Origin of the sequence: Ideonella sp., from assembly GCF_036277275.1 — a bacterium.
GTDB lineage: Bacteria > Pseudomonadota > Gammaproteobacteria > Burkholderiales > Burkholderiaceae_C > Ideonella.
In genome coordinates, this window is sequence record NZ_DASUNH010000059.1 from 52,137 (window position 1) to 77,189 (window position 25,053).

Annotated in this window: 19 protein-coding genes; 10 read left to right on the forward strand and 9 right to left on the reverse strand. The window is 66.2% G+C overall.

The annotated features are described in order from the left end of the window. Positions 1 to 145 precede the first annotated feature (145 nt). Positions 146 to 3,511 carry a S41 family peptidase gene (locus VFY73_RS11040; protein ID WP_329718593.1) on the forward strand — a complete coding sequence of 1,122 codons (3,366 nt, stop codon included), beginning with the start codon at positions 146 to 148 and terminating at the stop codon, positions 3,509 to 3,511. Between the two features lie 64 nt (positions 3,512 to 3,575). On the opposite strand, the gene VFY73_RS11045 is transcribed toward VFY73_RS11040, so the two are convergent. The 4 genes from VFY73_RS11045 to VFY73_RS11060 form a co-directional block, all read right to left on the reverse strand. Beyond that, a complete protein-coding gene (locus tag VFY73_RS11045) occupies positions 3,576 to 5,117 on the reverse strand; it encodes a methyl-accepting chemotaxis protein (protein WP_329718595.1) in 1,542 nt (513 codons plus the stop codon). A 228-nt stretch (positions 5,118 to 5,345) separates the two neighbouring features. Beyond that, on the reverse strand, positions 5,346 to 6,587 hold the full coding sequence (locus VFY73_RS11050) for an aminotransferase class III-fold pyridoxal phosphate-dependent enzyme (RefSeq protein WP_414654444.1): 1,242 nt from the start codon (positions 6,585 to 6,587) through the stop codon (positions 5,346 to 5,348). 35 nt (positions 6,588 to 6,622) lie between these two features. Further along, positions 6,623 to 7,270 carry a LysE family translocator gene (locus tag VFY73_RS11055; RefSeq protein WP_329718597.1) on the reverse strand — a complete coding sequence of 216 codons (648 nt, stop codon included), beginning with the start codon at positions 7,268 to 7,270 and terminating at the stop codon, positions 6,623 to 6,625. A 375-nt stretch (positions 7,271 to 7,645) separates the two neighbouring features. After that, the gene (locus VFY73_RS11060; protein ID WP_329718599.1) at positions 7,646 to 8,812 is read right to left on the reverse strand and encodes an MFS transporter; all 1,167 of its coding nucleotides are present in this window, start codon (positions 8,810 to 8,812) and stop codon (positions 7,646 to 7,648) included. 93 nt (positions 8,813 to 8,905) lie between these two features. On the opposite strand from VFY73_RS11060, the gene VFY73_RS11065 reads away from it, so the two are divergent. Further along, positions 8,906 to 9,676, forward strand: a complete 771-nt coding sequence (locus VFY73_RS11065) for a DeoR/GlpR family DNA-binding transcription regulator (protein ID WP_329718601.1) — start codon at positions 8,906 to 8,908, stop codon at positions 9,674 to 9,676. Between the two features lie 85 nt (positions 9,677 to 9,761). Here VFY73_RS11065 and VFY73_RS11070 read toward each other — a convergent pair whose 3' ends face one another. Both VFY73_RS11070 and VFY73_RS30435 read right to left on the reverse strand, forming a co-directional pair. After that, positions 9,762 to 10,376 carry a GyrI-like domain-containing protein gene (locus VFY73_RS11070; protein WP_329718603.1) on the reverse strand — a complete coding sequence of 205 codons (615 nt, stop codon included), beginning with the start codon at positions 10,374 to 10,376 and terminating at the stop codon, positions 9,762 to 9,764. Positions 10,377 to 10,574: 198 nt separating this feature from the next. Next, positions 10,575 to 10,790, reverse strand: coding sequence for a hypothetical protein (locus VFY73_RS30435; protein ID WP_414654446.1), 216 nt, complete (start codon positions 10,788 to 10,790; stop codon positions 10,575 to 10,577). A 362-nt stretch (positions 10,791 to 11,152) separates the two neighbouring features. Here VFY73_RS30435 and VFY73_RS11075 point away from each other — a divergent pair, with 362 nt between their 5' ends. Next, positions 11,153 to 11,605 (forward strand): hypothetical protein, encoded by a 453-nt coding sequence (locus VFY73_RS11075; protein ID WP_329718605.1) that lies wholly within the window; start codon positions 11,153 to 11,155, stop codon positions 11,603 to 11,605. Positions 11,606 to 12,261: 656 nt separating this feature from the next. Further along, the gene (locus VFY73_RS11080) at positions 12,262 to 13,269 is read left to right on the forward strand and encodes a hypothetical protein (RefSeq protein ID WP_329718607.1); all 1,008 of its coding nucleotides are present in this window, start codon (positions 12,262 to 12,264) and stop codon (positions 13,267 to 13,269) included. A 663-nt stretch (positions 13,270 to 13,932) separates the two neighbouring features. Here VFY73_RS11080 and VFY73_RS11085 read toward each other — a convergent pair. Next, positions 13,933 to 17,391, reverse strand: coding sequence for a DEAD/DEAH box helicase (locus tag VFY73_RS11085; RefSeq protein WP_329718609.1), 3,459 nt, complete (start codon positions 17,389 to 17,391; stop codon positions 13,933 to 13,935). A gap of 618 nt (positions 17,392 to 18,009) precedes the next feature. Between VFY73_RS11085 and VFY73_RS11090 the strand changes: the two genes are divergently transcribed. Genes VFY73_RS11090 through VFY73_RS11100 form a run of 3 tightly spaced genes read left to right on the forward strand, consistent with a single transcriptional unit; the run spans position 18,010 to position 21,096 of the window. Then, positions 18,010 to 19,122, forward strand: coding sequence for a DJ-1/PfpI family protein (locus VFY73_RS11090; RefSeq protein ID WP_329718611.1), 1,113 nt, complete (start codon positions 18,010 to 18,012; stop codon positions 19,120 to 19,122). A 13-nt stretch (positions 19,123 to 19,135) separates the two neighbouring features. Next, the gene (locus VFY73_RS11095; RefSeq protein ID WP_329718613.1) at positions 19,136 to 19,849 is read left to right on the forward strand and encodes a response regulator transcription factor; all 714 of its coding nucleotides are present in this window, start codon (positions 19,136 to 19,138) and stop codon (positions 19,847 to 19,849) included. Beyond that, positions 19,846 to 21,096 carry a HAMP domain-containing sensor histidine kinase gene (locus VFY73_RS11100; protein ID WP_329718615.1) on the forward strand — a complete coding sequence of 417 codons (1,251 nt, stop codon included), beginning with the start codon at positions 19,846 to 19,848 and terminating at the stop codon, positions 21,094 to 21,096. The genes VFY73_RS11095 and VFY73_RS11100 overlap by 4 nt, the downstream gene beginning before the upstream one ends. A gap of 32 nt (positions 21,097 to 21,128) precedes the next feature. On the opposite strand, the gene VFY73_RS11105 is transcribed toward VFY73_RS11100, so the two are convergent. Further along, the gene (locus tag VFY73_RS11105; RefSeq protein WP_329718618.1) at positions 21,129 to 21,596 is read right to left on the reverse strand and encodes a GNAT family N-acetyltransferase; all 468 of its coding nucleotides are present in this window, start codon (positions 21,594 to 21,596) and stop codon (positions 21,129 to 21,131) included. Next, positions 21,597 to 22,583 carry a biotin synthase BioB gene (gene bioB / locus VFY73_RS11110; RefSeq protein WP_329718620.1) on the reverse strand — a complete coding sequence of 329 codons (987 nt, stop codon included), beginning with the start codon at positions 22,581 to 22,583 and terminating at the stop codon, positions 21,597 to 21,599. It lies immediately after the preceding gene. A gap of 155 nt (positions 22,584 to 22,738) precedes the next feature. On the opposite strand from bioB, the gene VFY73_RS11115 reads away from it, so the two are divergent. From VFY73_RS11115 to VFY73_RS11125, 3 genes are all read left to right on the forward strand, one after another. Further along, on the forward strand, positions 22,739 to 23,410 hold the full coding sequence (locus tag VFY73_RS11115) for a GntR family transcriptional regulator (RefSeq protein ID WP_329718622.1): 672 nt from the start codon (positions 22,739 to 22,741) through the stop codon (positions 23,408 to 23,410). 623 nt (positions 23,411 to 24,033) lie between these two features. Then, positions 24,034 to 24,852: a hypothetical protein gene (locus VFY73_RS11120; protein WP_329718624.1), complete on the forward strand. Its 819-nt coding sequence runs from the start codon at positions 24,034 to 24,036 to the stop codon at positions 24,850 to 24,852. A gap of 15 nt (positions 24,853 to 24,867) precedes the next feature. Beyond that, positions 24,868 to 25,041 carry a hypothetical protein gene (locus VFY73_RS11125; RefSeq protein WP_329718626.1) on the forward strand — a complete coding sequence of 58 codons (174 nt, stop codon included), beginning with the start codon at positions 24,868 to 24,870 and terminating at the stop codon, positions 25,039 to 25,041. Positions 25,042 to 25,053: the final 12 nt, after the last annotated feature.

Sequence of the window (25,053 nt, forward strand, 5' to 3'; positions counted from 1 at the left end):
CGCTGGCACGCGGACCGTGGGGTTGACCCAAGGTGGTCCGGTACGGTTCATCCCCGCGAATGCGCATTTCGTCGGAAGGGCGACGTTAGGCCCGCGGGCTGAGGCATATTGGCGGCCTTGCGAAAACCGTCGACTGCCGACAACCATGAAAAGACGACTGACCCCGTGCCGCCTGGCGGCGCTGATGCTCACGACGGCGATGGCCACCCAGGCCCACAGCGCAGCGCCCGCGCCGCTGGGCCCGCTGAAGGATCCGCTGTGGCTGCGCTATTCGGCCATCTCGCCGAACGGCCAGGAGATTGCGTTCGCGTTCCAGGGCAACCTGTTCGTCGTGCCCGCGGGCGGCGGCGTGGCGCGGCTGCTGGTGGGCAACGGCCACCACAGCTTCTCGCCCGTCTGGTCTGCCGACGGCCGCAGCATCGCCTACGCGAGCGATACGCACGGCAACTTCGACGTCTTCGTGGTCGATGCGGCCGGCGGCCCGTCGCGCCGGCTGACCACGCATTCGGCCGGCGAGACCCCGCTGTCTTTCACACCGGACGGCAAGGAGGTGCTTTTCACCTCGCAGCGCATGGATGCGCGCACCAACGTGCAGTTTCCGAGCCGCGCGGTCAACGAGCTCTACAAGGTCTCGGTCGAAGGCGGCAAGCGGCCGACGCAGATCTTCAGCACGCCGGCGATGGCCGGCCAGTTCAACAGCGCCGGCAGCCAGCTCGTCTACGAAGACTGGAAGGGCTACGAAAGCCCGTGGCGCAAGCATCACATCTCGCCGGTCGCGCGCGACATCTGGCTGTACGACGCCAAGACCGGACGTCACCGCCAGCTCAGCAGCTTCGGCGGCGAAGACCGCAACCCGGTCTGGGCGCCCGACGAGCAGTCGGTTTACTTCCTGAGCGAGAAGAGCGGTTCGTTCAATGTCTGGAAGATGCCGCTGAACCAGCCGGAGGCGGCGACGCAGGTCACCAATTTCACGAAGAACCCGGTGCGCTTCCTGAGCGTGGCGAAGAACGGCACGTTGAGCTTCGGCTACGACGGTGAGCTCTACACGCTGGCGGCCGGCGCGAGCGAGCCCAAGAAGGTGGCCGTGCAGATCGCCGCCGACACCCGCGTCGACCGTATCGAGCACTTGAAGCTGAGCGAAGGCGTCACCGAGATCGCCGTCAGCCCGGACGGCGAGGAGGTGGCCTTCATCATCCGCGGCGAGGTCTTCGTCGCGTCGACCGAATTCGGCGACACGCGTCGCATCACCGACACGCCGGCGCAGGAGCGCTCGCTCAGCTTCAGCCCGGATGGCCGGCGCATCGTCTTCGCTGGTGAGCGCGACGGCTCGTGGAACCTGTACGAGGCCAGCCTGCCGGGTAAGAAGAAGACCGCTCCGCACTTCTTCAGCGCCGCGAACGTGCCGGTCAGGACGCTGCTGAAGAACGGCAAGGAGAACTTCCAGCCGCGCTACTCGCCCGATGGCAAGGAAGTGGCCTTCCTCGAGAACCGCACGACGCTGAAGGTGCTGAACATCGCCAGCGGCAAGCTGCGCGAGGTGATGCCCGGCGCGCTGAGCTACTCGTACTCCGATGGCGATCAGTGGTTCGACTGGTCGCCCGACGGCAAGTCGTTGCTCGTCAATTTCGTCGACCACAACCGCTGGAGCTACGAAGTCGGCCTGATCGACGCGCAGGGCAAGAGCCCGCTGCTGAACCTGACGAAGAGCGGCTACGAGGACTACCACCCGGTGTTCACCAACGGCGGCAAGGCCATGCTGTGGGCCAGCGACCGCATGGGCCTGCACGGCACCGGCGGCGCGGCCCAGCAGGACCTGTTCGCGATGTTCTTCACCCAGGAAGCCTTCGACCGCTTCAACCTGGAGAAGAGCGAGTTCGCCCAGCTGAAGAAGCAGGAAGAGGACAAGAAGGGCGACAAGAAAGACGACAAGAAGGACGAGAAGAAGGCGGACGACAAGGACAAGGCCGACGAGAAGAAGAAGGGCAAGGAAGACGACGAAGACGAGATCAAACTGCCCGAGCCGGTCAAGGTCGAGCGCGAGGGCCTCGAAGACCGCATCGTTCGCCTGACGCCGAACTCGGCCCCGCTGCGCGCTGCCGCGATGACGCCTGACGGCGAAACGCTGTTCTATCTCGTGCAGACGGCCGAGGCCTATGAGCTGTGGTCACTGAAGCCGCGGCAGAAGGCGGTCAAGAAGATCGCCGAGTTCCCGGCCGGCAAGGCCGAACGCGGCGAGCCGGAAGGCGTGGACATCCAGCTCGATGCGAAGGGCGAGAACGGCTTCGTCCTCGTCAGCGGCGGTATCAGGAAGTTCAAGGTGCCGAAGGAAGAGGGCGAGGTCAAGGCCGAGGCGATGGAGATCAGCGCCGACATGCGCCTGGACCGCGTGGCAGAGCGCCAGGAGATGTTCGAGCACATCTGGCGCCAGACGCGCGAGAAGCTGTACGTGGCCGACATGGAAGGCGTCGACTGGGGCTACTACCGCAAGGTCTACGAGCGCCAGCTGCCGTACATCGCCGACAACCACGACTTCGCCGAGGCGATGAGCGAGATGCTGGGCGAGCTGAACGTGTCGCACACCGGCTCGGGCTACCTCCCGCACCCGAAGGACGCCGACGCGACGGCCGCGCTGGGCGCGTTCTACGACGAGGCCTACAACGGCGCCGGCCTGAAGATCGCCGAGGTGATCGAGGGCGGCCCGCTGGTCAACGCCAAGGTCGGGCTGAAGGCCGGCATGGTGATCGAGAAGATCGACGGCGTGGCGATCGCGGCTGGCGCCGAGTTCGACTCGCTGCTGAACCGCAAGGCCGGCAAGCGCATCGAGCTGTCGGTGTTCGATCCGGCAAAGAACCGGCGCTTCGATACGGTGGTCAAGCCGATCCCGATGGGCGAGCAGAACGAGCTGCTCTACCGCCGCTGGGTCAAGACCGAGCGCGAGATGGTCGAGAAGCTGTCGAACGGCCGCGTGGGCTACGTGCACGTGCGAGGCATGGACGACGAGAGCTACCGCGACGTGTTCTCCGAGGTGCTGGGCCGCCACAGCGGCAAGGAGGCGCTGATCGTCGACACCCGCTTCAACGGCGGCGGCAATCTGCACGATGAGCTGGCGACCTTCCTGTCCGGCAAGCAGTACCTCGAGTTCCTTCCGCGCGGCCAGTCGCTCGGCTGGGAGCCGACCGGCAAGTGGGTCAAGCCGTCGATCGTGCTGATGAGCGAGAGCAACTACTCCGATGCCCACCTGTTCCCGTGGACTTATCGCAAGCTGGGCATCGGCAAGCTGCTGGGCATGCCGGTGGCAGGCACCGGCACGGCGGTCTGGTGGGAAACGCTGCAGGACAGCACGCTGTACTTCGGCATCCCCGAGGTCGGCTTCCGCGATGCCAAGGGCGAGTTCATGGAGAAAGCGCTGGTCGAGCCCGACATCAAGGTCGCGCATGACCCGGCCCTGCTGGCCGCCGGCCGCGACCTGCAGACCGAAGCCGCGGTCAACGAGTTGCTGAAGAAGCGCTGAGGCGCCTCACCGCGAAACAAAGGGCGCCCTCGCGGGCGCCCTTTTTCGTTCGCCGGGGGGCGACTCAGGCGGCGAGCTTGAACACCGCCACGATCTCGGTCAACCGGCCCGCCTGGTGCTTCAGGCTCTCGGCAGCCGCGGCGCTTTCTTCCACCAGCGCGGCGTTCTGCTGCGTCACCTGATCGAGCTCGGTCACTGCCAGGCCGATCTGGCTGATGCCGCCGCTTTGCTCCAGGCTGGAGTGGCTGATCTCGCCGATCAGATCACTCACATGCTTGACCTGGCTGACGAGGTTGTCCATGGTCTGGCCGGCGTCGGCCACCAGGCGGGTGCCGTTCTGAACCTTTTCGACGCTTTCGTTGATCAGGCTCTTGATTTCCTTGGCGGCGCTCGCGCTGCGCTGCGCCAGCGATCGCACCTCACCCGCCACCACCGCGAAGCCGCGGCCCTGTTCACCCGCGCGAGCCGCCTCGACCGCTGCATTCAGCGCCAGGATGTTGGTCTGGAATGCGATGCCGTCGATCACGCCGATGATGTCGGAGATCTTCTTGGAGCTGGTGCTGATGTCGTCCATCGTCTGCACCACGTGGTCGACCATCGTCCCGCCTTCGAGCGCCACCGCCGAGGCACTGGCGGCCAGCTGGGTGGCCTGGCGCGCGGTGTCGGCGTTGTGCTTGACGGTCGCCGTCAACTCTTCCATCGACGCCGCCGTCTGCTGCAGGTTGCTGGCCTGCTCTTCGGTGCGCTGGCTCAGGTTGGCGTTGCCGTGAGCGATTTCGCTCGAACCTGTGGCGATCGAGTCGCTCGCATTGCGCACCTGGCTGACGATGTCGACCAGGTTGCCGTTCATGCGCTGCAGCGCCGCCAGCAGGCGGCCGGGCTCGTCGCGGTAGCGTGCCTCGATGCTCGAGCTCAGGTTGCCGGCCGCGACAGTCTCGGCGGCCTTGACCGCCTGGTCCAGCGGGCGGGTGATGGTGCGAGTGACCAGCCAGCAACTGAGCGCCGCGAGCAGCATGCCCACCGCCGCCAGCCCGATCTGGATGCTCGCGCTGCGGGCGCGCACCGAGTCGACGCGGGCGACGACCGAAGCGGCGCGCTGCATCGCGCGTTCATTGATTGCGTCGACGGTCTTCTCCATGCCGTGCACCGATTCCTTGAACTTGCCGATGGCGGCATTGGCCTCCTGCGTCGAAGCGAGTTGGCCGCCCTCGATGGCCGCCATCGTGCTGGCAAAGCCGTCGGCATAAGCCTTGTAGCTGGCGCCGATCTGCGTCAGGTCGGCCTTGTCCTGCTCGGGCAGGCTCAGCGCCTTGGCCTTGTCGAGCGTGGCCTGCAACCTGGCGCCGGCGTCCTGCCACTTCTTCACGTAGCCGTTGCGCTTGTCGGCATCGGCCAGGTTGATGAACGCGTCTTTTTCGAAGCGGCGCTCCTGCAGCACCAGGATCTGCAGGTCGGCCGCATGCTGGGCCAGCGCAACGTCCTGCTCCATCGCATCGCGGGTCATGCCGTGAAGTGCGTTCAGCCCCCAGATCCCCGTGCCGACCAGCGCGGCCATCATCAGCAGCACGCCGCCGACCATCAGGCCCAGCCGCATGCCGATTCTCATATTCAGAAACGTACTCACCACTGCCTCCGTGAAGCTTCAAGTGCAGACAGGGCGGCGCCCCGGGAGAACCCGCACTGTCGGATTTATCGGCGATCGGCGTTGGCCTTGAGAGGCGAAAAAGCGTGCGCAATCACACGCAATCTCCATCGAAGCCCGGCTGGCTCGCCGCCGCTGGCGATGGTTTCATGCACCAGTCGACAGCGGCAGCGATCGCTGCGGCCGGAGGTGTCAGGCCGGGGTGCGCAGGGCCTCGTCGAGCCATGTCAGTGCCAGCGCGAGGTCCTGCGGGCTGGCGTTCAGCGCCGGCATCAGGCGCAGGCGTTCGGGCCGCACCGCGTTCAGCAGCAGGCCCTGGCCGGGCCGTTCGCGCAGCGTGTCGGCCAACTGCTGCGCGCGGCCGGGCTGGGGTAACTCCAGCGCCAGCAACAGGCCCTGGCCGCTGCAGGGCGGGCCACCTTCGCGCAGTGCCAGTGCATCCAACCCATCGCGGAACTGCGCTGCACGCTCGTTCATCGCCGGCAGGAAACCCGGCGCCGTGACCACCCGCAGCACCGCCAGCGCGGCCGCGCAGACCAGCGGGTTGCCGGTGTAGGTGCCGCCCTGGTCGCCGGGCTCGAAGCAACTGACCTCGTCCTTGGCCAGCAGCGCCGCAATCGGCACGCCGCCGCCCAGGCCTTTGCCGAGCGTCATCACGTCGGGTGTGATGCCGGCGCGCTGGTGCGCGAACAGCGTGCCCGTGCGGCCGATGCCGGTCTGTACCTCGTCGACGATCAGCAGCAGACCCAGTTCGCTGCACAAGCGCCGCAGGTCGCGCAGGAAGCCGGACGTTGCCTCGATCACGCCAGCCTCGCCCTGGATCGGCTCCAGCATCACTGCCACCGTGCCAGGGCCGATCAACGCACTGACCGAGCCGATGTCGTTCAGCGTCGCTTTCGGGAAGCCCGGCACCTGCGGCGCGAACATCGTGTCGAAACCGGGCTTGCCGCTGGCGCTCATCGTTGCCAGCGTGCGGCCATGGAAGGCATTGCGGAAGGTGATGATCTCGTGCGCACCGCCGCGCCTCTTGCGGCCGAACTTGCGCGCCAGCTTGATCGCGCCTTCGTTGGCCTCGGCCCCGCTGCTGGCGAGAAAGCAGCGTTCGAGCCCGCTCAGTGCGGTCAGCCGATCGGCCAGCTCGATCGCCGGCGCGTTGTGCAAGCCGGGGCCGACATGCAGCAGGCGGCCGGCCTGGTCGGCGAGCGTACGGGCGATCTCGGGTGGCGCGTGACCCAGCGTGTTGACGGCCCAGCCTTGCACCAGATCGAGGTAGCGGCGGCCTTGCGAGTCCTGCAGCCAACTGCCGAGCCCTTCGGTGAAGACCACCGGCGGGCGCTGCGTGAAGGGCATCAGCGCTTGCACCGGGAAGTCGGCGAAGGCTTGGTACGGGGCGTGCGGCATGTTGTTAGCGGCGAGTGTGGACGGTTGCGACATGGGGGTGTTTTGGGGTTCTTGGCGGAGTGGCATGGTCATGCGTGCCCCTGTTGTTCGTGGCACAGCAGTGCGATGCCCATCGATGCGAACGTGACGCCGCTGAGGCGGTTGGCCAGACGCTGGGCAGGGGCCGAGCGCAGCCGCGACAGGCTTTCGCGCAGACGCAGCACGCCCAGCATCAAGGCCAGGTCCCAGGTCAGCTGCAGCGCGACAAAGCTGACGCCGAGAACCAGAAGCTGGCGCTGGGTGTCGCCGAGTTGCCGGTCGACGAACTGCGGCATCAGCGACGCATAGAAGAGGATCGCTTTCGGATTGGCTGTCTCGACCAGAAAGCCTTGCAGCCAGGCGCCACCTGCGCCGACCGTCCGAACCGGTGGCTCGGCGGCGCGAAGGTCGCGCACGGGCGCAAAGAAGGTCCGGATTCCCAGCCCGATCAGGTAGATGCAACCCAGAACACGCAGCGCCGCGTCGGCGAGCGGGGACGCGGCCAGCAGTTCGCCGGCGCCAAAGGCCAGTGCCCCCGCGATCACCAAGCCGCCTGCAGCCATGCCCAACGCGTTGAGCAAGATCGCGCGGCGCGACGCCCGCGCGCCCACTGCAACCGCATAGGCGAACGAAGGGCCGGGCAGGGCCAGGATGACGAGGCTGGCTGCTACGAACGACCCATAGAGCGTCGTGTTCATGGCGCCACCCCCGCGAGGGCCGCTATTCGGCCCCGGGTTGGCCGCGTGGCGGGAAGAGGTCCGGTGGCAGGACGGGCCGGCCACCGCAGAGTGCTTGGCATGGTTGGGTGTTCCTTCATGGCGAGAGGCTGAGGGAACCACCAGACACCTGCGTAGCCGCCGCAACCGGCCCGGGCGATGCACTGCATCGAGGGCCGGAAACGACAAAGGCCACGAGGGGTCTCGTGGCCTTGGGGGTGAACGCCGGTCTGCTAAAGGGCGACGTTCAGGCTGGACGAGTCCGCTCGACGATCAGTCGTCGGGCGTTTCGTCGCAGCGAGAGCGGGCTGTGCAGGCGCGTGTTCACGGGATCAAGCATAACAGCGTCGCGGCACGTCATGCCGAGGGCTGTGGCACCGGCTCGTCGAGATGGCGCGACAGCAGTGCGATGGCAGCCGCCAGCAGCGCGAGCAACAACAGCGCGCTGCGCAGACTCGTCATATGAGCCACCCAGCCGATGACCGGCGGGCCCAACAGAAAGCCACCGTAGCCGAGCGTGGCCATTGCCGCGATGCCGTGGCCGGGGCTGTGGCGCGAGCGCCGGGCCGCCGCGCCGAAGACCAGCGGTGCGACCACCGCGACGCCCAGCCCGACCAGCACGAAGGCGACCATCGTCAGCACCGGATGCTGGGTGGCGATGGCCAGCGCCAGCACCACTGCAGCGGCCGCATTGCCCGCACGCAGCAGGTGGGCAGCACGCCAGCGGGCGACGAGGTGGTCGCCCGCCAGGCGCAGCCCCATCATCGCGAACGAGAACGCGGCGTAGCCGAGCGCGGCCTTGGCGGCGGTGGTGCCGAGCGTGTCTTTCAGGTAGATCGCGCTCCAGTCGGCCATAGCCCCTTCGATCAGGAACGCGCAGCAGACGATGGCGCCGAGCCCCAGCATCTCGCGTTCGGGCAGTGCGAAGCGCGGGCTCTCCTCGGGCGGCTTGGCCGGCAACTCGGGCAACCATTGGCGCGCCACCAGCAGTGCGGCGGCCAGTGCAACGGCCACGCCGATGATGTGGGCCTGCGGGGTGACGCCGTGCTGCGCCATCAACCCGCCCAGGCTTGCGCCGCACAGGCCGCCGGCGCTCCACAGCCCGTGCAGGCCCGACATGATGGGCTTTTGCTGCCGCGCCTCGACCTCGACCGCCAGCGCGTTCATCGCCACGTCCATCGCGCCGCTGGCGGCGCCCACGAGGAACAGCGTCAGCGCCAGCACCGGCAACGACCCCACCATCACCGGGTGCGGCAGCGCATAGCAGTAGAAAAAGCCGGTGGCCAGCGTCAGTGTTCGCGCACTCATGTAGCCCAGGCCGCGGCCGGCGAGCTGGAACGAACACAGGGCACCGACGCCCATCGCCAGCAGCGCCATGCCGAGCTGGCCCTCGCTGAGCTGCAAGGTGTCGCGCACGGCCGGGATGCGCGAGACCCAGCTCGCAAAGCCGAAGCCGTTGATGAAGAAGACGACCGCGGTGGCCCAGTGTTCGGCGCGGCGGGCGGGGGAAGGCGATGCGGTCAAACGCGGCTCCTGCTCATCAGTGATCGAGCAAATGTATTCAAATTCGAGCATATTAGAGCATGCGAGTTCGCCGCCGCCAACTACAATCACCGAATGACCCGACAGCCGAAGTTGCCTCCCCGGTTCAGCGAAGAGCGCCACGCCCGCATCCTGAAGCAGTTGCAGGACAAAGGACGCGTGGAAGTGCTCGGTCTTGCTCGAATGTTTGGCGTTTCCGAGCACACGATCCGCCGCGACCTGCTCGATCTGCAGGCCCAGGGCGCGTTGCACAAGACACATGGTGGTGCGGTATCGCTGGACACGGCCCGGCTGAACTTTGCCGAGCGCTCGAGCGTGTTGGCCGATGTCAAGCGCGCGATCGGCCGCGCCGGCGCCGCGCTGTTCGAGCCCGGACAAACGGTGATCATCGACGCAGGGTCGACGTCACTGGGCCTGGCGCGTGCGTTGGCGGTGCGGCCGGTGACGGTGATCACCAACTCGCTCGACGTCGCGGCGCTGTTCGACCAGGACCCTGGCGTTCAACTGGTACTGACCGGCGGCACCTGGCACGCGCAATCGCGTGCGCTGTGGGGGCCGGCCGCGCGCGAGATGCTGCTGAACTGTCGCGCCGACTGGGCGGTGCCCGGTGCCTGCTCGGTCGACCTGGCGATGGGCGTGACGGTCACCGACGAGGCGGACGCCGCCACCAAGCGCGCGATGATCGCCGCCGCGTCACGCACGCTGGTGCTGGCCGATCACTCGAAGCAGAACAACGTGTCGCCGTTCGGCGTGGCGCGCTGGTCGGATGTGCACACGCTCGTCAGCGACAGGCCGTGGCCCGAGGTCGAGGCGCTGGGGGTCAAAGTGGTGGTCGCATCGGATTGAGCGCGTTGCGGCGAGACCCCGATGCTGCGTTCGGCTGATCAGCGTTGCGAAGGCTCTGGAGGCAGGCGAAGACGTGGAGCGTCAGTCAGGCGCTCTTGACGGGTTGCCGAAGAATCGTCTTCAGCCTTGCCGGTGCGGTTCTGCGAGGATCGCTGAGGTAGATTTCATGATGAGGGCCGCCGAAGGTGAGCCCCTGCGCGGGCATCACCTCCGCATGGAGCTTGGCGAGGACCGGCCCTTCATCGTCGTAGCTACCGACATGAAGCGTCTGCAAGCTGCGCCCCTCGTCGAGCGCTTCAAACCGGAGTGATCGAGGAGGTTGGTCCATTTTCTGGCACACCTTTGCAAGAGCAACCTCGTACGAAGGCCTGTCGATGACGTCAGGCACCATGATCATCATGGTCCAGTGCCATCGGTCTTTGCGACGGTCGATGAAGTCGCTCGGGTTGTCGGCCCACCACAACCCCTCCAGCGGCGGCACCACATAGTCTTTCCCCTCCCGCGCCTTGTGGCCGAACTTCAAGGCATAGCTCAGCGAAAAGAGCCACTCGACCGCCTGCTGATAGCTCGGCTCGATGTTCGGATCGCCGTAACCATCGACCTTGAGAAACTGCAAGACAGGCACATCGACGATCGCGAAAACGCCAAGCTTCGCGCCATAGAGCGAAGAAAGCTTCTTCTTGTAGTCGATCTTCGTCATCGTCTTCTTGAGAGAGTCTTCGGGTTCCAGCCCGTGGATCGTGGGCCTACGACGCGGCTTGCGAGTGCCGCCGCGGCAGCGGCAACACGTCGCACCAGCCGAGGAGATTGTGCTGCCTGACAGTCAAGACGTGCGCGTGTTCGCCGGACACGATGCTGCCATGCGTCGCAGCTCGTGGCCGGATCGCCCTATTGCGGCTTACTGGTCGGTGGTGAGTGCCCCATGCAGGATGGCGTTCTGCGGCCAGTGCTCGAGCCAACGTGGCTTGCAGTGCTCTCGCTGCCAATAGAAGTTGCTGCACTTGCGGCAGAGCAAGCGGCAACGGCCCCGCCACAACGGTAGCGGGTAGAGCGCCAGGCGGGGCAGTTCTCTGGCGTGGGGGGCTGCAGTATCCGACGCCGGGGAAGCTGACAGTCAACGCGAAAGCTTAGTGGGCAGTCGCATGTGGCGGCGGTTCCATTGAAGCGCAACGTAGAGCACATTCCTACGTCTCAATGCGTGATTGGCTCGTTCTACTACTTCATGTTGGCAAGGCTGGCAAGGAGCAGGTGGCGCGCTCCCCGCCGCAGGCTTGCCACCCGGCCTGCCGGGCGAATTCCCATTGAGACAGCTCAATTCACGGTCCGAACGTCCGGCGCAAGGTACCGGTGACCGTGTCGTGCGGTGGCTTGCGGCCTCCCGTTCCGGCCGGTCCGACGCACGGGGTACGCCGCCGGGGAGGACTCGCCCGTTCGTCGTGCCCAACATCCTGCCAATCAACGAGAAAAGGATCCAACATGACTTGCATCGCTCGCACCCTGCTCGTCGCAGCGTTCGCCACTGGCGCGCTGTGCAACACCTTCGACGCCTCGGCAGCACTGCCGCTCAGGTCCGTCGGTGTCACCGCACGCGTCCCCAACACCGAGACTGCTCGCGTCGGAGGGGTCTTCTACACGGCTCGGTTCCGGATTGGCTACTACGGCGGCCCGCTGCTGCTCAGCAACTCCGAGGACGGCAGCGGCCCGACCATCGTCGACGATTTCGTGACGATCTCGGTCACGCATCCCGATGGCGGCGTCGCCGTGTTCACGCACGACTACAGCAACGGCTGCACCTTCATGGCCCCGCTGCCATCCCAGGACATCTCGAGCTACTTCCAGCCGGGCACCAATCGCGTCGTAGTGACCTTGAGCGACGCGTGCGGGGGTTGGATCGGCTCAGACGCAATCTGGCTCGTCACATCCAACTGAGGCGTCGCGGCGATGCGCCATCTTCGAGAACCGTGATCGGAGTGATCGGCGTCGGGCCAAGTCTAGGCTTTGCCACGGCTTGGGGGGATCGAAACTCGAGACTTGGCCCCGGCCTGATGATCTCCGCACCAAGCTTCGTGTTGACATGGGGTCGGCCAGATAGATCAGGATCGCGGCGCTGTCGGTCATGATCTCGCGTCCATTTTCGACGCTTCTGTTGGCGGCCCGTCAGCTTCAGCTATGGGCACATTGCCGCCCCACGAATGCAGGGTCCGAGCGAATGCACCCAGTCTTAGGCCGCCGCAGCTGGACGACATAGCCTCGCATCTGTTCAACGTGGCTGCGAACGACCCTGCGGGGCGCTTGCCACGTACTTCAGTCACAAGCAGCGTCGGGATGTCGAATGACAGGTTCGTGCGGCCGCTGTACCTCTCTCACTGGCTCCTGAAGGCTATGCCGGTCAAACGCTGGCTGTCCGGTCACCCCAGCAGTTCCTGAGGGCGATGGGCACTACGAGAACGCGTTGGTATCACCGTCCTGATAGTGCCAAAGACGAATTTCAGCAGCAGTCGAAGACATGGGTTCTTAGGGGTCCGCACTCGCGTGCGACGTCAATAGCATGCGGCCCTTGCAAACAATCGTTGGAGACCCCTTTCATGAAGCACATGACTTCCCAGATCGCCAAGACCGCGCACTGGGCCGCCTTCCTGAGCTTGGCGCTTTCGTGCGCCCACGCCCACGCAAGCGGCACCGCCCGCTACACCCTCGAGACCGTTGGGCCTGCAGGGAAATGGGTCAAGCCCGAGGGCATCAGTCCCGGTGGACGAATCACGGGCTCTTACGACAACCAGAAGACACTGGAAGATTCGGCGTTTACCTATGTCAACGGTCGGTATCGAAGATTCCCTTCCGTCGAGCCGGCCTCGGGCGTGGCCATCAACGATGCTGGCGTCATCGTCGGCTGGTCGCCGGGCCCGGAAAGCCGCAGCGATTTCTACGAGGACGAGACCGGCCGCCACACGATCAAGGCAGGCGGATTCACCGCAGAAGACGTCAACGACTCTGGCCTGGTCGTCGGCGCCCACTACGACGTAAGTGGGCGCCGTACGGGGGCCGTGTATTCGATTGCGACCGCCACCTTCGAGTTCATTCCAGGCGTGGGCAGAAACCACTCCCGCCCCAAAGCCATCAACAATGCCGGCACGGTGGCGGGCTATATCCATGAGGGGCCTTGCTTCACCTACAAGGACAAGGTCATGACGGACATCGGCACGCTCGGTGGATCGACGTGCTACGCCAACGACATCAACGAGCACGGCGAGGTCGTGGGCGAGTCGAAGAACTCGAGGGGCCGTCCGCGCGCCTTCCTGTGGAAGAACGGTCTGATGATCGACCTGGTGCCGACCCAGGGCACCAGTTGGGCCACCGGCATCAACAACCAACACCAGATTGTCGGAGCGTGGAGCGCTTCCGATGGCTCTGACTTCTTCCTTTGGGAGAACGGAAGCGCCGTGGACGTGATGAGCCTGCTTGGTCCCGCAGACAAGGAACGCCTCCAAGACATCTATCGCCTGACCGGAATCAACGATTCCGGCGAGATCATCGGGTGGGGCACGATCGAAGGCGAAATGCGAACCTTCATCATGAAGCCCATTGCGCCGTGATGCGTTGGTCCATGGCGGGCAAGGGGTCGACCTTCGGCAACAACGTAGAAGGGCTTCGTCTTGTCGGAGACTCGACGCAGCCTGATCATTGACTTGGCCGATGCGTCTTCGCGGTTCATGGCTTCGGAATTCGCCAGGGCGGCCGGGCTCCGACCTCTTGAAGCGCGGGCGTGTCGGCGTGCTTTTGAGCATGCCGGCCCGCCCCCTTTGCCTTCTCAGTGCAGCAAGGCCTGGGAGCGACCTGAAGAACCCTCTTCAAGGGAGGTCTGAACAACTCACGATCCAGCGCGTGGCTGTGTCGGCGGTGAGTCCAGAGCAACGATCCGTTCGGGCGTCCGCAGGTGGTGGTATCCGATGCTCGAAGTTCGAGCGCTCAACTTCCGCACCCAGTCTTCAAGAGACGATCGCCGGGCAACGGTGTAGGACCGCACTTGGCCGGGACTTCCAGTTCGCGGGAGTTGATGAAACCGGCCGCTGACCCGGCACCGCGATCACGACACTTCAGCTGTCAGGCCGAGCTTCAAATTCACAGTCCCGGCCACAAGCAGCCGCTGGCGAGAGTCGGCTGTGGGCCCTGGGATGAGGATCACTGGGATCTAACGAATCCAGTGCGATTCACAGGTGAACGAACAGCAGAAGACATGGCAGGTGCAAAGGGGGCACCTATGAACGCTGGATGCGTTCGGCCACGGTGTTCCCGTGGCCCACTGTCGACCACGCAGCGCGCGAGCCCACGACATACAGCGTCTGCTTGGCCCTTGAGACCATGACGTTGAAAATATTGGGCGTCGACGCTGCCCAGCGCCTAGCTCCCTGCTGCGCGGCCATAGGCGCGCCAAGCACCGCGATGACAGCCTCGGCCTCTTTTCCTTGGAAAGTGTGTATCGTCCCGACCCGATTGCGCAGCCAGTCGTCCGAGTTGACTCCCAGGCGATCAAGCAGGCCTTGCTCAGCCTGGATCCGACGCCGAAGCTCCTGGGCGACGATGCGGAACGGCGTGATGACATAGACATCCGGCTGCTTGACCCCGGCCGCAGCGAGGGTGGAAAGCAGTTGCACGACCGCATCCCCTTCAGCGGGGCACCACTTGCTCTCCGCCGCTGCGTTGACGTCGATCCACCGAGAACCTCCGAGCGCTTTAGCCACGGGACCCGGCTGAAAATTGCCTGCTGCGTGCACCATCTGGCCGTCATAGGCAATGCAGTTCGAAATGCTGAACATCGGCTCCTGACATCGGCGGTGAACCAGCAGCGGAATTCCCACCTCTCGGACGCCTACATCCGCACGGAATTCGGCCTTCAGCTTTGAAGCCCGGTCAGCCAGCGTCTGAACTGACGCTTCGGGGGCCAACCACTCGGCAGGGCTGACACCAAAGAACTTCGCGACTTCGATGATGAGCCGATCGGGAAGCGACACGACTGGCGGAATCTGGAGGGGGTCTCCAACGACGATGGCCTTCTTCGCCCGCATCAACAGGCCGACGGCGGACTGCGGTGTGGCTTGCCCGGCCTCATCCACGAGTACCCAACCAAAGCTTGACGGCGGCAGGTCACCCAACATTCGGTCTACCGAAGCAAATGTCGTCGACACGACCGGGCAAACCAGAAACAGCGTGGACCACAAGTCGCCGAGCAGTGCCTTCTTGGCTTCCTCCTGAAAAGCTCCGGCGTGCATGGCCTGCATCAGGACGCCTAGATTGTGAGACACCTTCTGGGCGGCCACGTCGATGAAGGCCCGGTGTACCTCCAATGCCACCGCGAACAGGTCCTCCCTCTTCCGGTGCAACGCGTCGGGCAACCATGGCGTGGCCAGATTCCACCGTTCATGCCCCTGCCTGAAGAACCCTTCATCGACCAGCCGGGAGCCCAAACGGGGCCGATGGGTCTCCACGGCACGCTCTATCGCCGAAAGTGCCGCCTGCGCTTCCGCCAGCTTCGCCTCAGCGCCTCGTACCGCAGATGCCGCCGCCCGTAGCAATCGATCGGCTTCCTCATGGCTGACAACGGCCGCCTCTGCACAGTGCTCGGCCTCGGACCGTCCAAGAGCAAACGGCCCGTAGATGGCACGCCACTTTTTCATCCGCTGGCTGTTGAGTAGTCGATGAAGCCACCAAGGTCGCTCGGCAAGTGCCTGCTGCTCTAGCTTCGCGGCCTCCTCCAAGGCAGCCGCTGAAGCATGCCGAACACGCGCCACCTCCACGATGGCCGCTTTCCGACCCTCCAAGATCCCCGACGCGTCAACAAGGATGGCGTTTGCCGCTTCGACAGCCGCCCGTGCAGGCGGTAGCCTCAGGCAGGTCTGGCGAATAGATTCCAGGGCACGGAGTTCGGCCTCCACTTCGTCTTGGAGCTTGGAGTACCGCGCACGTACCTTCTGCCAGTTCAACCGGGCCCCCTCGGGAGTTGGCGGCCCCTCCGCCTCAATGATGGCGGGAACCACCCGGTCGATGATGTTCCCTTCACCATCCTTGATCTCGCGAACAGCCGAGTCCCCCTTGGCGGCCTTCAGATACAGCCTAAGACTCCGGTCATCGTCCCACCAGAGCGCCTGCTGAAAAGCTCCCCGGTTCATGGCGTTTCCCAGCACCGCAGCGATCAGGCCCCAGGTAGGCTCGCCATCAGCCAGTTCCCCATCCTCGCCCCGCTTGGCCAGCAATCTGTCCGACACAGTCTTGAAATAGGTCAACTGGCGACCGACCGCCTTGAGCGCGGGTAACTCCTTGCTGACGTTCTCGACCGCCTTGTTATTGCTGGACGCGACCAGCACCTCATGGCCTTTCAGAGCCTCGTCCAGGCTGTACAGGTGGAGGAAAGCACGATCCCCTGCCGCCACCTTTTGCCCGGTCGTCCTGAAGGCTGCTGTCGGATCGTCGAAGCGTGCCAGGGCCGTCGCACGGTCGAGCACACAGCCTGCAACGACATCGCGCAGCAGCGTTGTCTTGCCTGTACCGGGGGGGCCGTTCACCGCCACGATGCCCGCGCCATCACCGCTGAGTTCGGCTCTAGCTGCATTGACCGCCGCCTGCTGCAGCGTCACAAGCGGATGACCGCCTGGGGCTGGCCATCGAGTCGCCGACGTCCTTGCCGGTGCGAGCAGCGCCTCGATTGCTGAGGTGTCCTTCAGAAGGTTCGAGCTCTGTGCGACCTTTTCTGCCCCGAGATACCTGGCCAATACCCGACCTTGTTGTCCGCGACTCACAAGCCGCGATGCGCGCGCTAGATCAGCCAAGTAGAAGGAATTGAGCAGCGCGACTTCCGGTGGGTTCTTTGACCTGAAGTAGTGGAAGACGCGGAGTACGAAGCTCGGTTCCTCATACAGCTCCGCAGGCAGCTTCAACGCAGCGACGAGCCATCGGAAAGCCTTTCGGAGAACCGCGGCATCAAGCGGAAGCCTGTTCCCCTCTCTGTCCGTGCTGACAAGCTGCTTGGTGAGCCCCTCGACAAGGCCCAGCTCTGCCGAAGTCCACGCGCTGAGGCCCGAAAGGTCGCCAGACAGCGCAACGGGAAGTGCCCAGCCAAAGCTCGAAATCCCGACTGAGTTCTCCTCTAGAAGAATGCCGTTGCGGTCCACCAGCACTGCGGCAAGCGCTGCCTTCTCGCGCTCCTTCCGCCCACGCTCCTCATCTTCGCCAAAGGCCTTGATGAGCTCATCTGTCGCGTGGTCTACACGAACGCATCCCAGGATCACTTGATAGTACAGCTGATAGTTGCGGCGAGATTGCTCCTTCCGAAACCACGGCAAATCATTGCCCTCGAAGGGCACCACGCATCTGTCGTCGCCGTTGACCAGGTCTGCAGGTCGGCGATAGGTCTGCGGTGACAGCGCCTCCAAGGCAGTCCAAGCAGAAAGGATGGCAGCGGGCTTGTTTGTGACGGCCGGCGGTTCCGCCAGCCGTGGCTTGGTCCGCTCGGTGACGATTTCGCTGTTAGAGGAGACGGCGCTCGCTTCAGCCTGATTCAGCGCGGCCTGAATGCGCGCCAGCAACGCTGCTGACCGATCGGTGTTCCGGTGCCGCAATTCGTCGACGACTGCCTGACAGATCGCGGCATCTGAACTGGCCTCTTCAAAAATCGATTCCAGGTCGGCAATGCCGAGCTTGAAGTACGGGCGGACAACAGCCATGGTATTGCGCGCTCCTCCCTGAGATGCTGATGGCTTTCAGCAGCCCAATTCTCACCGAGAGCTAGACCCCGCCTGACCAATCGTGCACATGCAGCGGTGACCTACCGGACGCAAGGCTCGCACTTGAGTGTTGTGTGTCTGGGCGCATGGAAGGGGGTCGCCGTCGCACCAGCCTCACCTCGAGTGGTCAGCGACTGCTTTCCGACAGCTACTTCTGCATTGCTCAAGTCCGCAACGGGTCGGGTGCCGACGACCAGTGCCGTCGGATGGAGACACTCGCTCGCCATCCGCTGGCCACAACGGTCGAGTGACCGGTGACGTAGGTGCAGTTGCCATTCGCGGCGCCGGTCGGCGAACGTCAGGTGACCAACCCGGCTGACATTCAGGCCGCCGACAGCGAATGACCGTGGCCAGTCTGAAGCGCCCGCCCAAGATTCCAAGGAATGTTCTTGGCGGAGGCCGCTGGCTGGTTGCCGGTCTCGCTGCTGCGTCGGATCCCTCCCTGCTCGCTAGGGGCCACCGGTGCCCGGCCAACAGCCCTGCCCTTGAAGTCTTCTTGACATCACCCCCCTACGCTGGCGACCTCGCTCGTTAGAGCCTACCCCCGGAGTTGCCAAGATGCCCTCGACGACATGGATCACCGCGGCCTTGCTGTGCCTGGCCGCCAGCGCCCACGCCGCACCCCCCGAACCCAAGGTGCTGCTGGTCGTCAGCAGCGAAGGGCGAGATGCCGGCAAGACGCGCCCCGGCTTCGAGATGGAAGAGTTCGCCAACGCCTACCTCGTGTTGCGCGCCAACGGGCTGCAGGTCGAGGTGGCCAGCCCGGCAGGAGGAGCCGTCGAGGCCGACAAGTTCGAGCCCGACGACGACCTGATCCGCGCGGTGATGGCTGATTCGGCCGCTGCGTCGCTGCTGAAGGCGACGCGCCGCACGCAAGACGTGAAGCCCGGCGAACACCAGGCCATCTTCGTGATCGGCGGCAAGGGGGCGATGTTCGATCTGCCGAAGGATGGTGCCTTGCAGCGCCTGCTCGGTGCGCACTACGAGCGGGGCGGCGTGCTGGCCGCCGTCTGCCATGGCCCCGCGGCGCTCGTCGACGTGAAGCTTGCCGACGGCCGGCTGTTGATCGCCGGTCGCCGCGTCACGGGCTTCACCGACGAAGAGGAAAAGGTCTTCGGCAAGCGCTGGGCGAAGGAGTACCCGTTCTGGCTGGAGACCCGGTCGCGCGAGCAGGGCGCACGATGGGAAGAGGCGGCCCTGATGATGCCCAACTGGGTGGTCGACGGCCGCCTGATCACCGGGCAGAACCCGTTCTCGACCACCCAGGCGGCCGAGGCCGTCGTGCGGGCACTCGGCCGCACGCCGGTGGAGCGGACGGTGTTCAAGGAAGAGGCGAGCATGCGCCTGGTGCAGCGCTGGCTGGCGGGCGAGCAGGGTGAGGTACGCGCGCAGTTGCAGGCCTATGCCGCGCGCTACAAGGTCGATCTGATCGGGATGCTCGGCTACTATCAGTTCGAGTCGGCCCCCGACGATGCCACGCGCCGCCAGGCGCTCTCGATCATGGAACTCGCAGCGCCGCACATGCCGCATCCCCAGCTCAAGCTCGGCATCGCCCGCGCGCATGCCGCGCTGGGCAACCCGAAGCGGGCGCGTGAGGTGCTGACGGCGTTGCTGGCCGAAAAACCGGACCACGCCGAGGCCCGCAAGGCGCTGGACGCGCTGCCGAGCTGAGCCGCGATCGGCGATGACAGGCCCGGGCTTGCACGTGCTGCTGGTGGAAGACCACGCGCCGCTGCGCGAGCAGATCGCCGCACTGCTGCAGCGTCACGGCCACCGGGTCGAAGAAGCGTCCGATGGGCGGCAGGCGCTGCAGATGGCGCTGGACGCGCCGCCGGACGTGCTGCTGCTCGACATCGGCCTGCCGGGCCTGGACGGGGTGCAGCTGTGCAGGCGGCTGCGGGCCCGGTCGGCACGCCACGTGCCGGTGCTGATGCTCACCGCACGCGACGCGCTGACCGACAAGTTGAGCGGCTTCGACGCGGGCACCGACGACTATCTTGTCAAGCCCTTCGCCAACGAGGAGCTGCTGGCCCGGGTGCTGGCGCTGGGGCGGCGCGGCGGTGCAGGGCAGGACTACCTGCTGTCGATCGGCTCGTTGAGCATCGACCGCCGCTCGCGTGAGGCCTGGCGTCGCGGCCAGCGCCTGGCGCTGCCGCCGACGGCGTTCGGCATCCTGCAGTTGCTGGCCGAGGCCTGGCCGCGCGCGCTGACACGCAGCGAGCTGATTCGCCGCCTGTGGGACGACGACCCGCCGGAGTCCGACCCGCTGCGCACGCATCTCTACCAACTGCGGCAGCACCTGGACAAACCGTTCGACATGCCGATGCTGCGCACCGTGCACGGCGTCGGGTTCCGCCTCGAGAGCGACGCGGCCGATTCGGCAGGCGCGGCCGGATGAGATACCGCCTGCACCGGCGCCTGATGCTGGCGCTGGCGACCTTCACGCTCGCAGTGAGCGCGTTGTTTGGCCTGTTCGCGATGGCCTTCGTCTACACCGTCGAAGACCGCTTCTTCGAGCGCCTGCTGGCGAACGAAGCTGCACGGCAGCAGGCTCATTTCGCGGCGCATGGCCGGTGGGCCGATACCGGCTCCGAGTTCATCACGCTGCACACCGGACACGCGTCGTTGCCAGCCGATCTGGCACCGCTGCTGGGGCGCGAGCCGCGGCGGCGCGAAGCCGCCGGCGCGGCGGGCCGCCACTACCACATGCTGCCGCTGCAGCAGGCCGGCCGCCCACCCTGGCTGGTGGCCGAGGTCAGCCAGCAGCTCATCGTGCGGCCGATGCGTCAAGACCTGCTGCAATGGCTGATCGGCTGGGGCCTGGCGATGGTGGCGCTCGCGCTGGGCCTGGCCTGGTGGCTGGCGCGCCGCATCAGCGCACCCCTGGAGCAACTGGCCGATCGCGTGACCGACGCGGTGCCGGAGCATCTGCCGCAGCGCCTGGCGCAAGGCGCCCGCGACGACGAGGTGGGTGCGGTGGCGCGCGGCTTCGACGCGCTGCTGGACCGCGTGCGCGCCTTCATCGCCCGCGAGCAGGCGTTCACCCGCGACGTGAGCCACGAGCTGCGCACGCCGCTGGCGGTGCTGCGCATGGCGATCGAGCGGCTGCAGGCCGACCCGCACGTGCCGCCCGCGGCCAGGCAACACCTCGCGACCATGCAGGCCGCCACGCTGCTGATGGAGCAGACGGTGACCACGCTGCTGCTGCTGGCGCGCGAAGGCGAGGCGGCGCCGGGGCAGCCGGCCGAGCCGGTTGCGTTGCTGCCGTTGGTCGAGCAGTGGGTGGTCGCGCACGCCCAGTGGCTGGACCACCAGCCGCTGACGCTCGATCTTCAGCTGCAGCGGGGCGATGCGCTCGCCTTGCCGGCCCCGGTGCTGCAGCTGGCGATTGCCAGCTTGCTGGGCAACGCGTTTGCGCATGGCGAGGCGGGCGGTCACGTCAGCATGCGGCTCGAAGGTGGTGCCTTGCGCATCAGCAACCCGAGTGCGCAGATGCCGCCGCAAGCCGGTGAGGCCTTCGTGAAAGGGCCGGTCAGCGAAGGCTTCGGTCTCGGCCTGTCCATCGTGCGCCGGTTGCTCGAACAGCACGGCGGGCGGCTGGAGATCGAACACCACGACGGCCGGACCTGCGTGACGGTGGGTTGACGCGCTCGCCGTTCGCCGGGCGCGAACCGGCGTCAGCGCCAACGGATCCAGCGTTTCATGACCACCGCGGCGATCTCGTTGATCCTCGTGCGATCGATGCTCACCCAGCCCAGCCGGCGATAGAGCGACTCGTGATGCGGCGTGAAGAGGTACAGCTCCGGGAAGCCGAGCCGCGCGCACTCGCCCGCCGCCCGCTCGGCCAGCGCCGAGGCCACCCCGAGGCCTCGATGGCCCGGTTCGACATACACGGCCGACAGCCAGGGCCCGAGTTCGGGATGCGTGAGCGTACGGAGGACGAGGCTGGCACAGCCGAGCGCTGTCCCGTCGGCCGCGTGCGCGACCAGGCCGAGCGGCAACGCGTCACGCTGCATCGAGGTCGTCAACGTGTGCACGCGATCCGTCAAGGTCTTGCTCGGGTCGAGATGGCCGAAGGCCGCGTGGTGCCAGGCGGCCACCGTCGCCATTTGATTCGGATGGTCGACCAGGTAGTCGATGCGCATTCACGCCTCCGCAGCGGCAGCGTGGGCCCGCAGCCCGAGGCGGCTGAACAGCCGCTGGTCGTGTCCGGCCTCCGGATTGCCGGCCGTCAGCAGGCGGCTGCCGCAGAAGACCGAGTTCGCGCCGGCCATGAAGCACAGGGCCTGCACTGCATCGTCCATGTTCTCGCGGCCGGCCGACAGCCGTACGCGGGACGTAGGCATCGTGATCCTCGCGACGCCGATGGTGCGAACGAGTTCGAACGGATCGAGCGGTTCGGCCGCTTCGAGCGGTGTGCCCTGAATGGGAATCAGCAGGTTGATCGGCACCGATTCGGGTGCCGGGTCGAGCGAGGCGAGTTGCTCGATCAGCGCCACGCGCTGTGCGCGCGTCTCGCCCATGCCGAGGATGCCGCCACAGCAGACGCGGATGCCGGCGCGACGGACCCGCGCGAGGGTCTCCAGCCGATCCTCGTGGCGATGCGTGCTGACGATGCGCGGGTAGAAGTCCGCCGATGTGTCGAGGTTGTGGTTGTAGAAATCCAGGCCGGCCTGCTGCAGCGCCTGGGCCTGTGCCTCGCTCAGCATGCCCAGCGTGATGCACGTCTCCATGCCCAGTGCGCGCACCTCGCGCACCATCTCGGCCAGCCGCGGCATGTCGCGGTCCTTCGGGCTGCGCCACGCGGCGCCCATGCAGAAGCGCGTGGCGCCGCGGGCCTTTGCAGACTGCGCCGCTTCGATGACCTCGGCGACCGCCATCAGCTTGGTCGCCTTGATGGGGGTGGCGTGGTGGGCGGACTGGGAGCAGTAGCCGCAATCCTCGGCGCAGCCACCGGTCTTGATCGACAGCAGCGCGGCGACCTGGATGTCGTTCGCGTCGAAATGCCGGCGATGCACCTGCTGCGCCTGGTACAGCAGATCCATCAACGGCAGCTCGTACAGCGCGCCGATCCGGGCGGCGCTCCATCGGTCGGGGGCGGCAGCGCGCGGCGCCGGGCGGTTCGTGGGCATCGAGTCGATCTCCTGAAGTTCGCCGTGCCGCCTTCCGAAGGATGCGGCAAAACTATAGATAACTCAGCGCGCCCTGTGGCGACGCTGACGGTGCGATCGAGTCTATGCTCCTGATCAATGAAGTTAGACGTTCGATCGAACGAGATAATCTACAAATGAGTGCCGTGAGGATGCCGCGGGCCAGCACCGCCGAACACATCGCGCGGGTCCTGCGAGACCGGATCATTTGCGGCGAGATCCCGGCCGACCGCGCCTTGCGGCAGGACCAGGTCGCCCAGGAGTTCGACTCCAGCCACGTGCCGGTGCGCGAGGCCTTTCAGCGGCTGCAGTCCCAGGGCCTGGTCGTGACGTTGCCTCGGCGCGGTGTGCGGGTGGCGCCGCTCGACCTCGCCTCGATTCGCGAGGCCGTGGAGATCCGCGCGGCCCTCGAGGGCCTGGCGCTGCGAAGCGCCGCGCCGCAGATGACCGAGCGCGACGTCGCGGCACTGGAGGCCGCACAACGCCAGTGCAACAGCGCCGAATCGCTCGAGGCCTGGGATGCGGCCAACCGCGCGTTCCACTTCGCGCTCGTGGCGCCATGCGGCATGCCGCGCCTGCTGTCGATGCTCGACAGCCTGCAGCTCGCGAACTCGCGCGTCGTCTTCGCGGCCGGCCGGACGACCGGCTGGAGGCCGCGCTCGAACCACGATCACCAGTTGATCATCGATGCACTGAAGGCCGGCGATACCGTACGGGCCACCAGCCTGCTGAACCGCCACATCGGCACGATGGAGCGGGTCGGCTTCCCGACGGTCGAGAAACTCGGTGACGCCGCCGCGCGGCCGTGAACAGCGTCAGCCGACGCGCGCGCGCACCGCAGCGTCGACGACGTCGACATCGTGGCCCGGCTTGCCGGGCCCGGTGAAGCGGGCGAACTGGGCGATGGCGCGGACCTCAGTCATCGTTCTGTCACGCGACCGCCGCTACAGTTCGGCTCAGATGAAGAACAACAACGAGAACATCAGCGAGGGAGGGCCGAAGGGGTGAGCGGCCAGGGATCGCGCCAAGGCAGTGCCGTTGGACGATCCCTTGAAGCAACTTTCTCACCCCAGCGCCAAGGCCTCGCCGAGCAACTGGATCCGGTTGCCGCAATGGCGTGGCGCACGACACCGCGAGAGCCCGGGAGGGCCACCCGCAGTGACCGCGAAGTTCCGCACCCGCCTACTGCCCGTCTCGCCGCCGCTGCCCCGCGCATCGCGCGGGTGATCTGGGCATCGTCAAAGCGAAGCGCCACCGCCGCCAGCCCAGCCCCACGCAAGGGCCTGGCCGGCACCGCCACCAAGCAGCCGGATATCGGCCCCGTGAAGAGGGCCGCCGTCCGCGTTGTCGCGACCTGCACCGACGCGACGAACGTGCTGACCGAGGTGCGTACGACTTTTCAACAACACATCTTCGGAGGAGAACCAAAGTGATGAATCACGAGGGAAAGAACACCCACCCGGCAGCGCAGCTCCTGGAGCCTGCCACTCGCGCGATGGGCGTGCGGATCGCAGCGGCGGTCGCCGCCGTCCTCGCGCTCGGACTGCTGGGCAACATCATCTGGAGCGCTGCGGTGGCCGGCGCCGGGCTGCTGGGGCTGGGAGGCATCTGCATCGTCGGCATCGGCTTGCTGCAGGCGCTGCCCCTGCTCGGGCAGAAGTGGGAGAACAAGCTGCTGGCGCTGCGCAAGCAGGAGGCGCGACTCAACCCGATCGAACAACTGCAGAACTTCATGGCGCAGAAGGCGCAAAGGGTCCAGCAGTTCAGGGCCTCCGTGATTGCGACCGGCACGCAGATCAAGTCGCTCGAGCAGATGGTCGCAGACCGCAAGAAGCAACGGCGCGACTACGACGCCGCGAAGCAGGAACGGCAGATCGAGGCGATGAAGGTGGCGCACACGCGCCTGATCGACAAGCTGCAACGGGCTGAGATCGCGCTGCAACTGCTCGCAGAGAAGGTCGAGGACAAGAAGTTCGAGTGGAAGTTCAGCCAGGCAGGCCAGGCCGCGCTGAAGAGCCTGAACACCTCGGGCGGGCAGGAGCTGGTCGAGGAGATGCTGGCCGACGAGGCCTTCGACAGCGTCCGCGACAACTTCAATCAGGTCTTCGCCGAGCTGGAGCTCGAGTCGGCCCACCTGAGCCTCGGCACGCCGATCGATCAACTGGACGGCGAAGCCTGGGAGCTGCCGGCGGTCAGGCTCCCGGCGCAGCAGCAACTGGTGCCGCGCCGGCAAAACGTGATCAAGAGCTGAGAAAGGAGGGGAGAGATGTTCTGGACCACATTGAAATGGGGCGCCACCGCGGTGCTGCTGGTCGTCTTCGGCCTCGCGATGTTGCGGGCCGCGGCTTCAGGCAGCGAGACGCCCGACGGCGGACCGGCCACCAGCGCCAACCCGCCCGCACCGCAGGACGACCCGCCACCCAAGAAGTTCAACTTCTGAACAAACCCGACA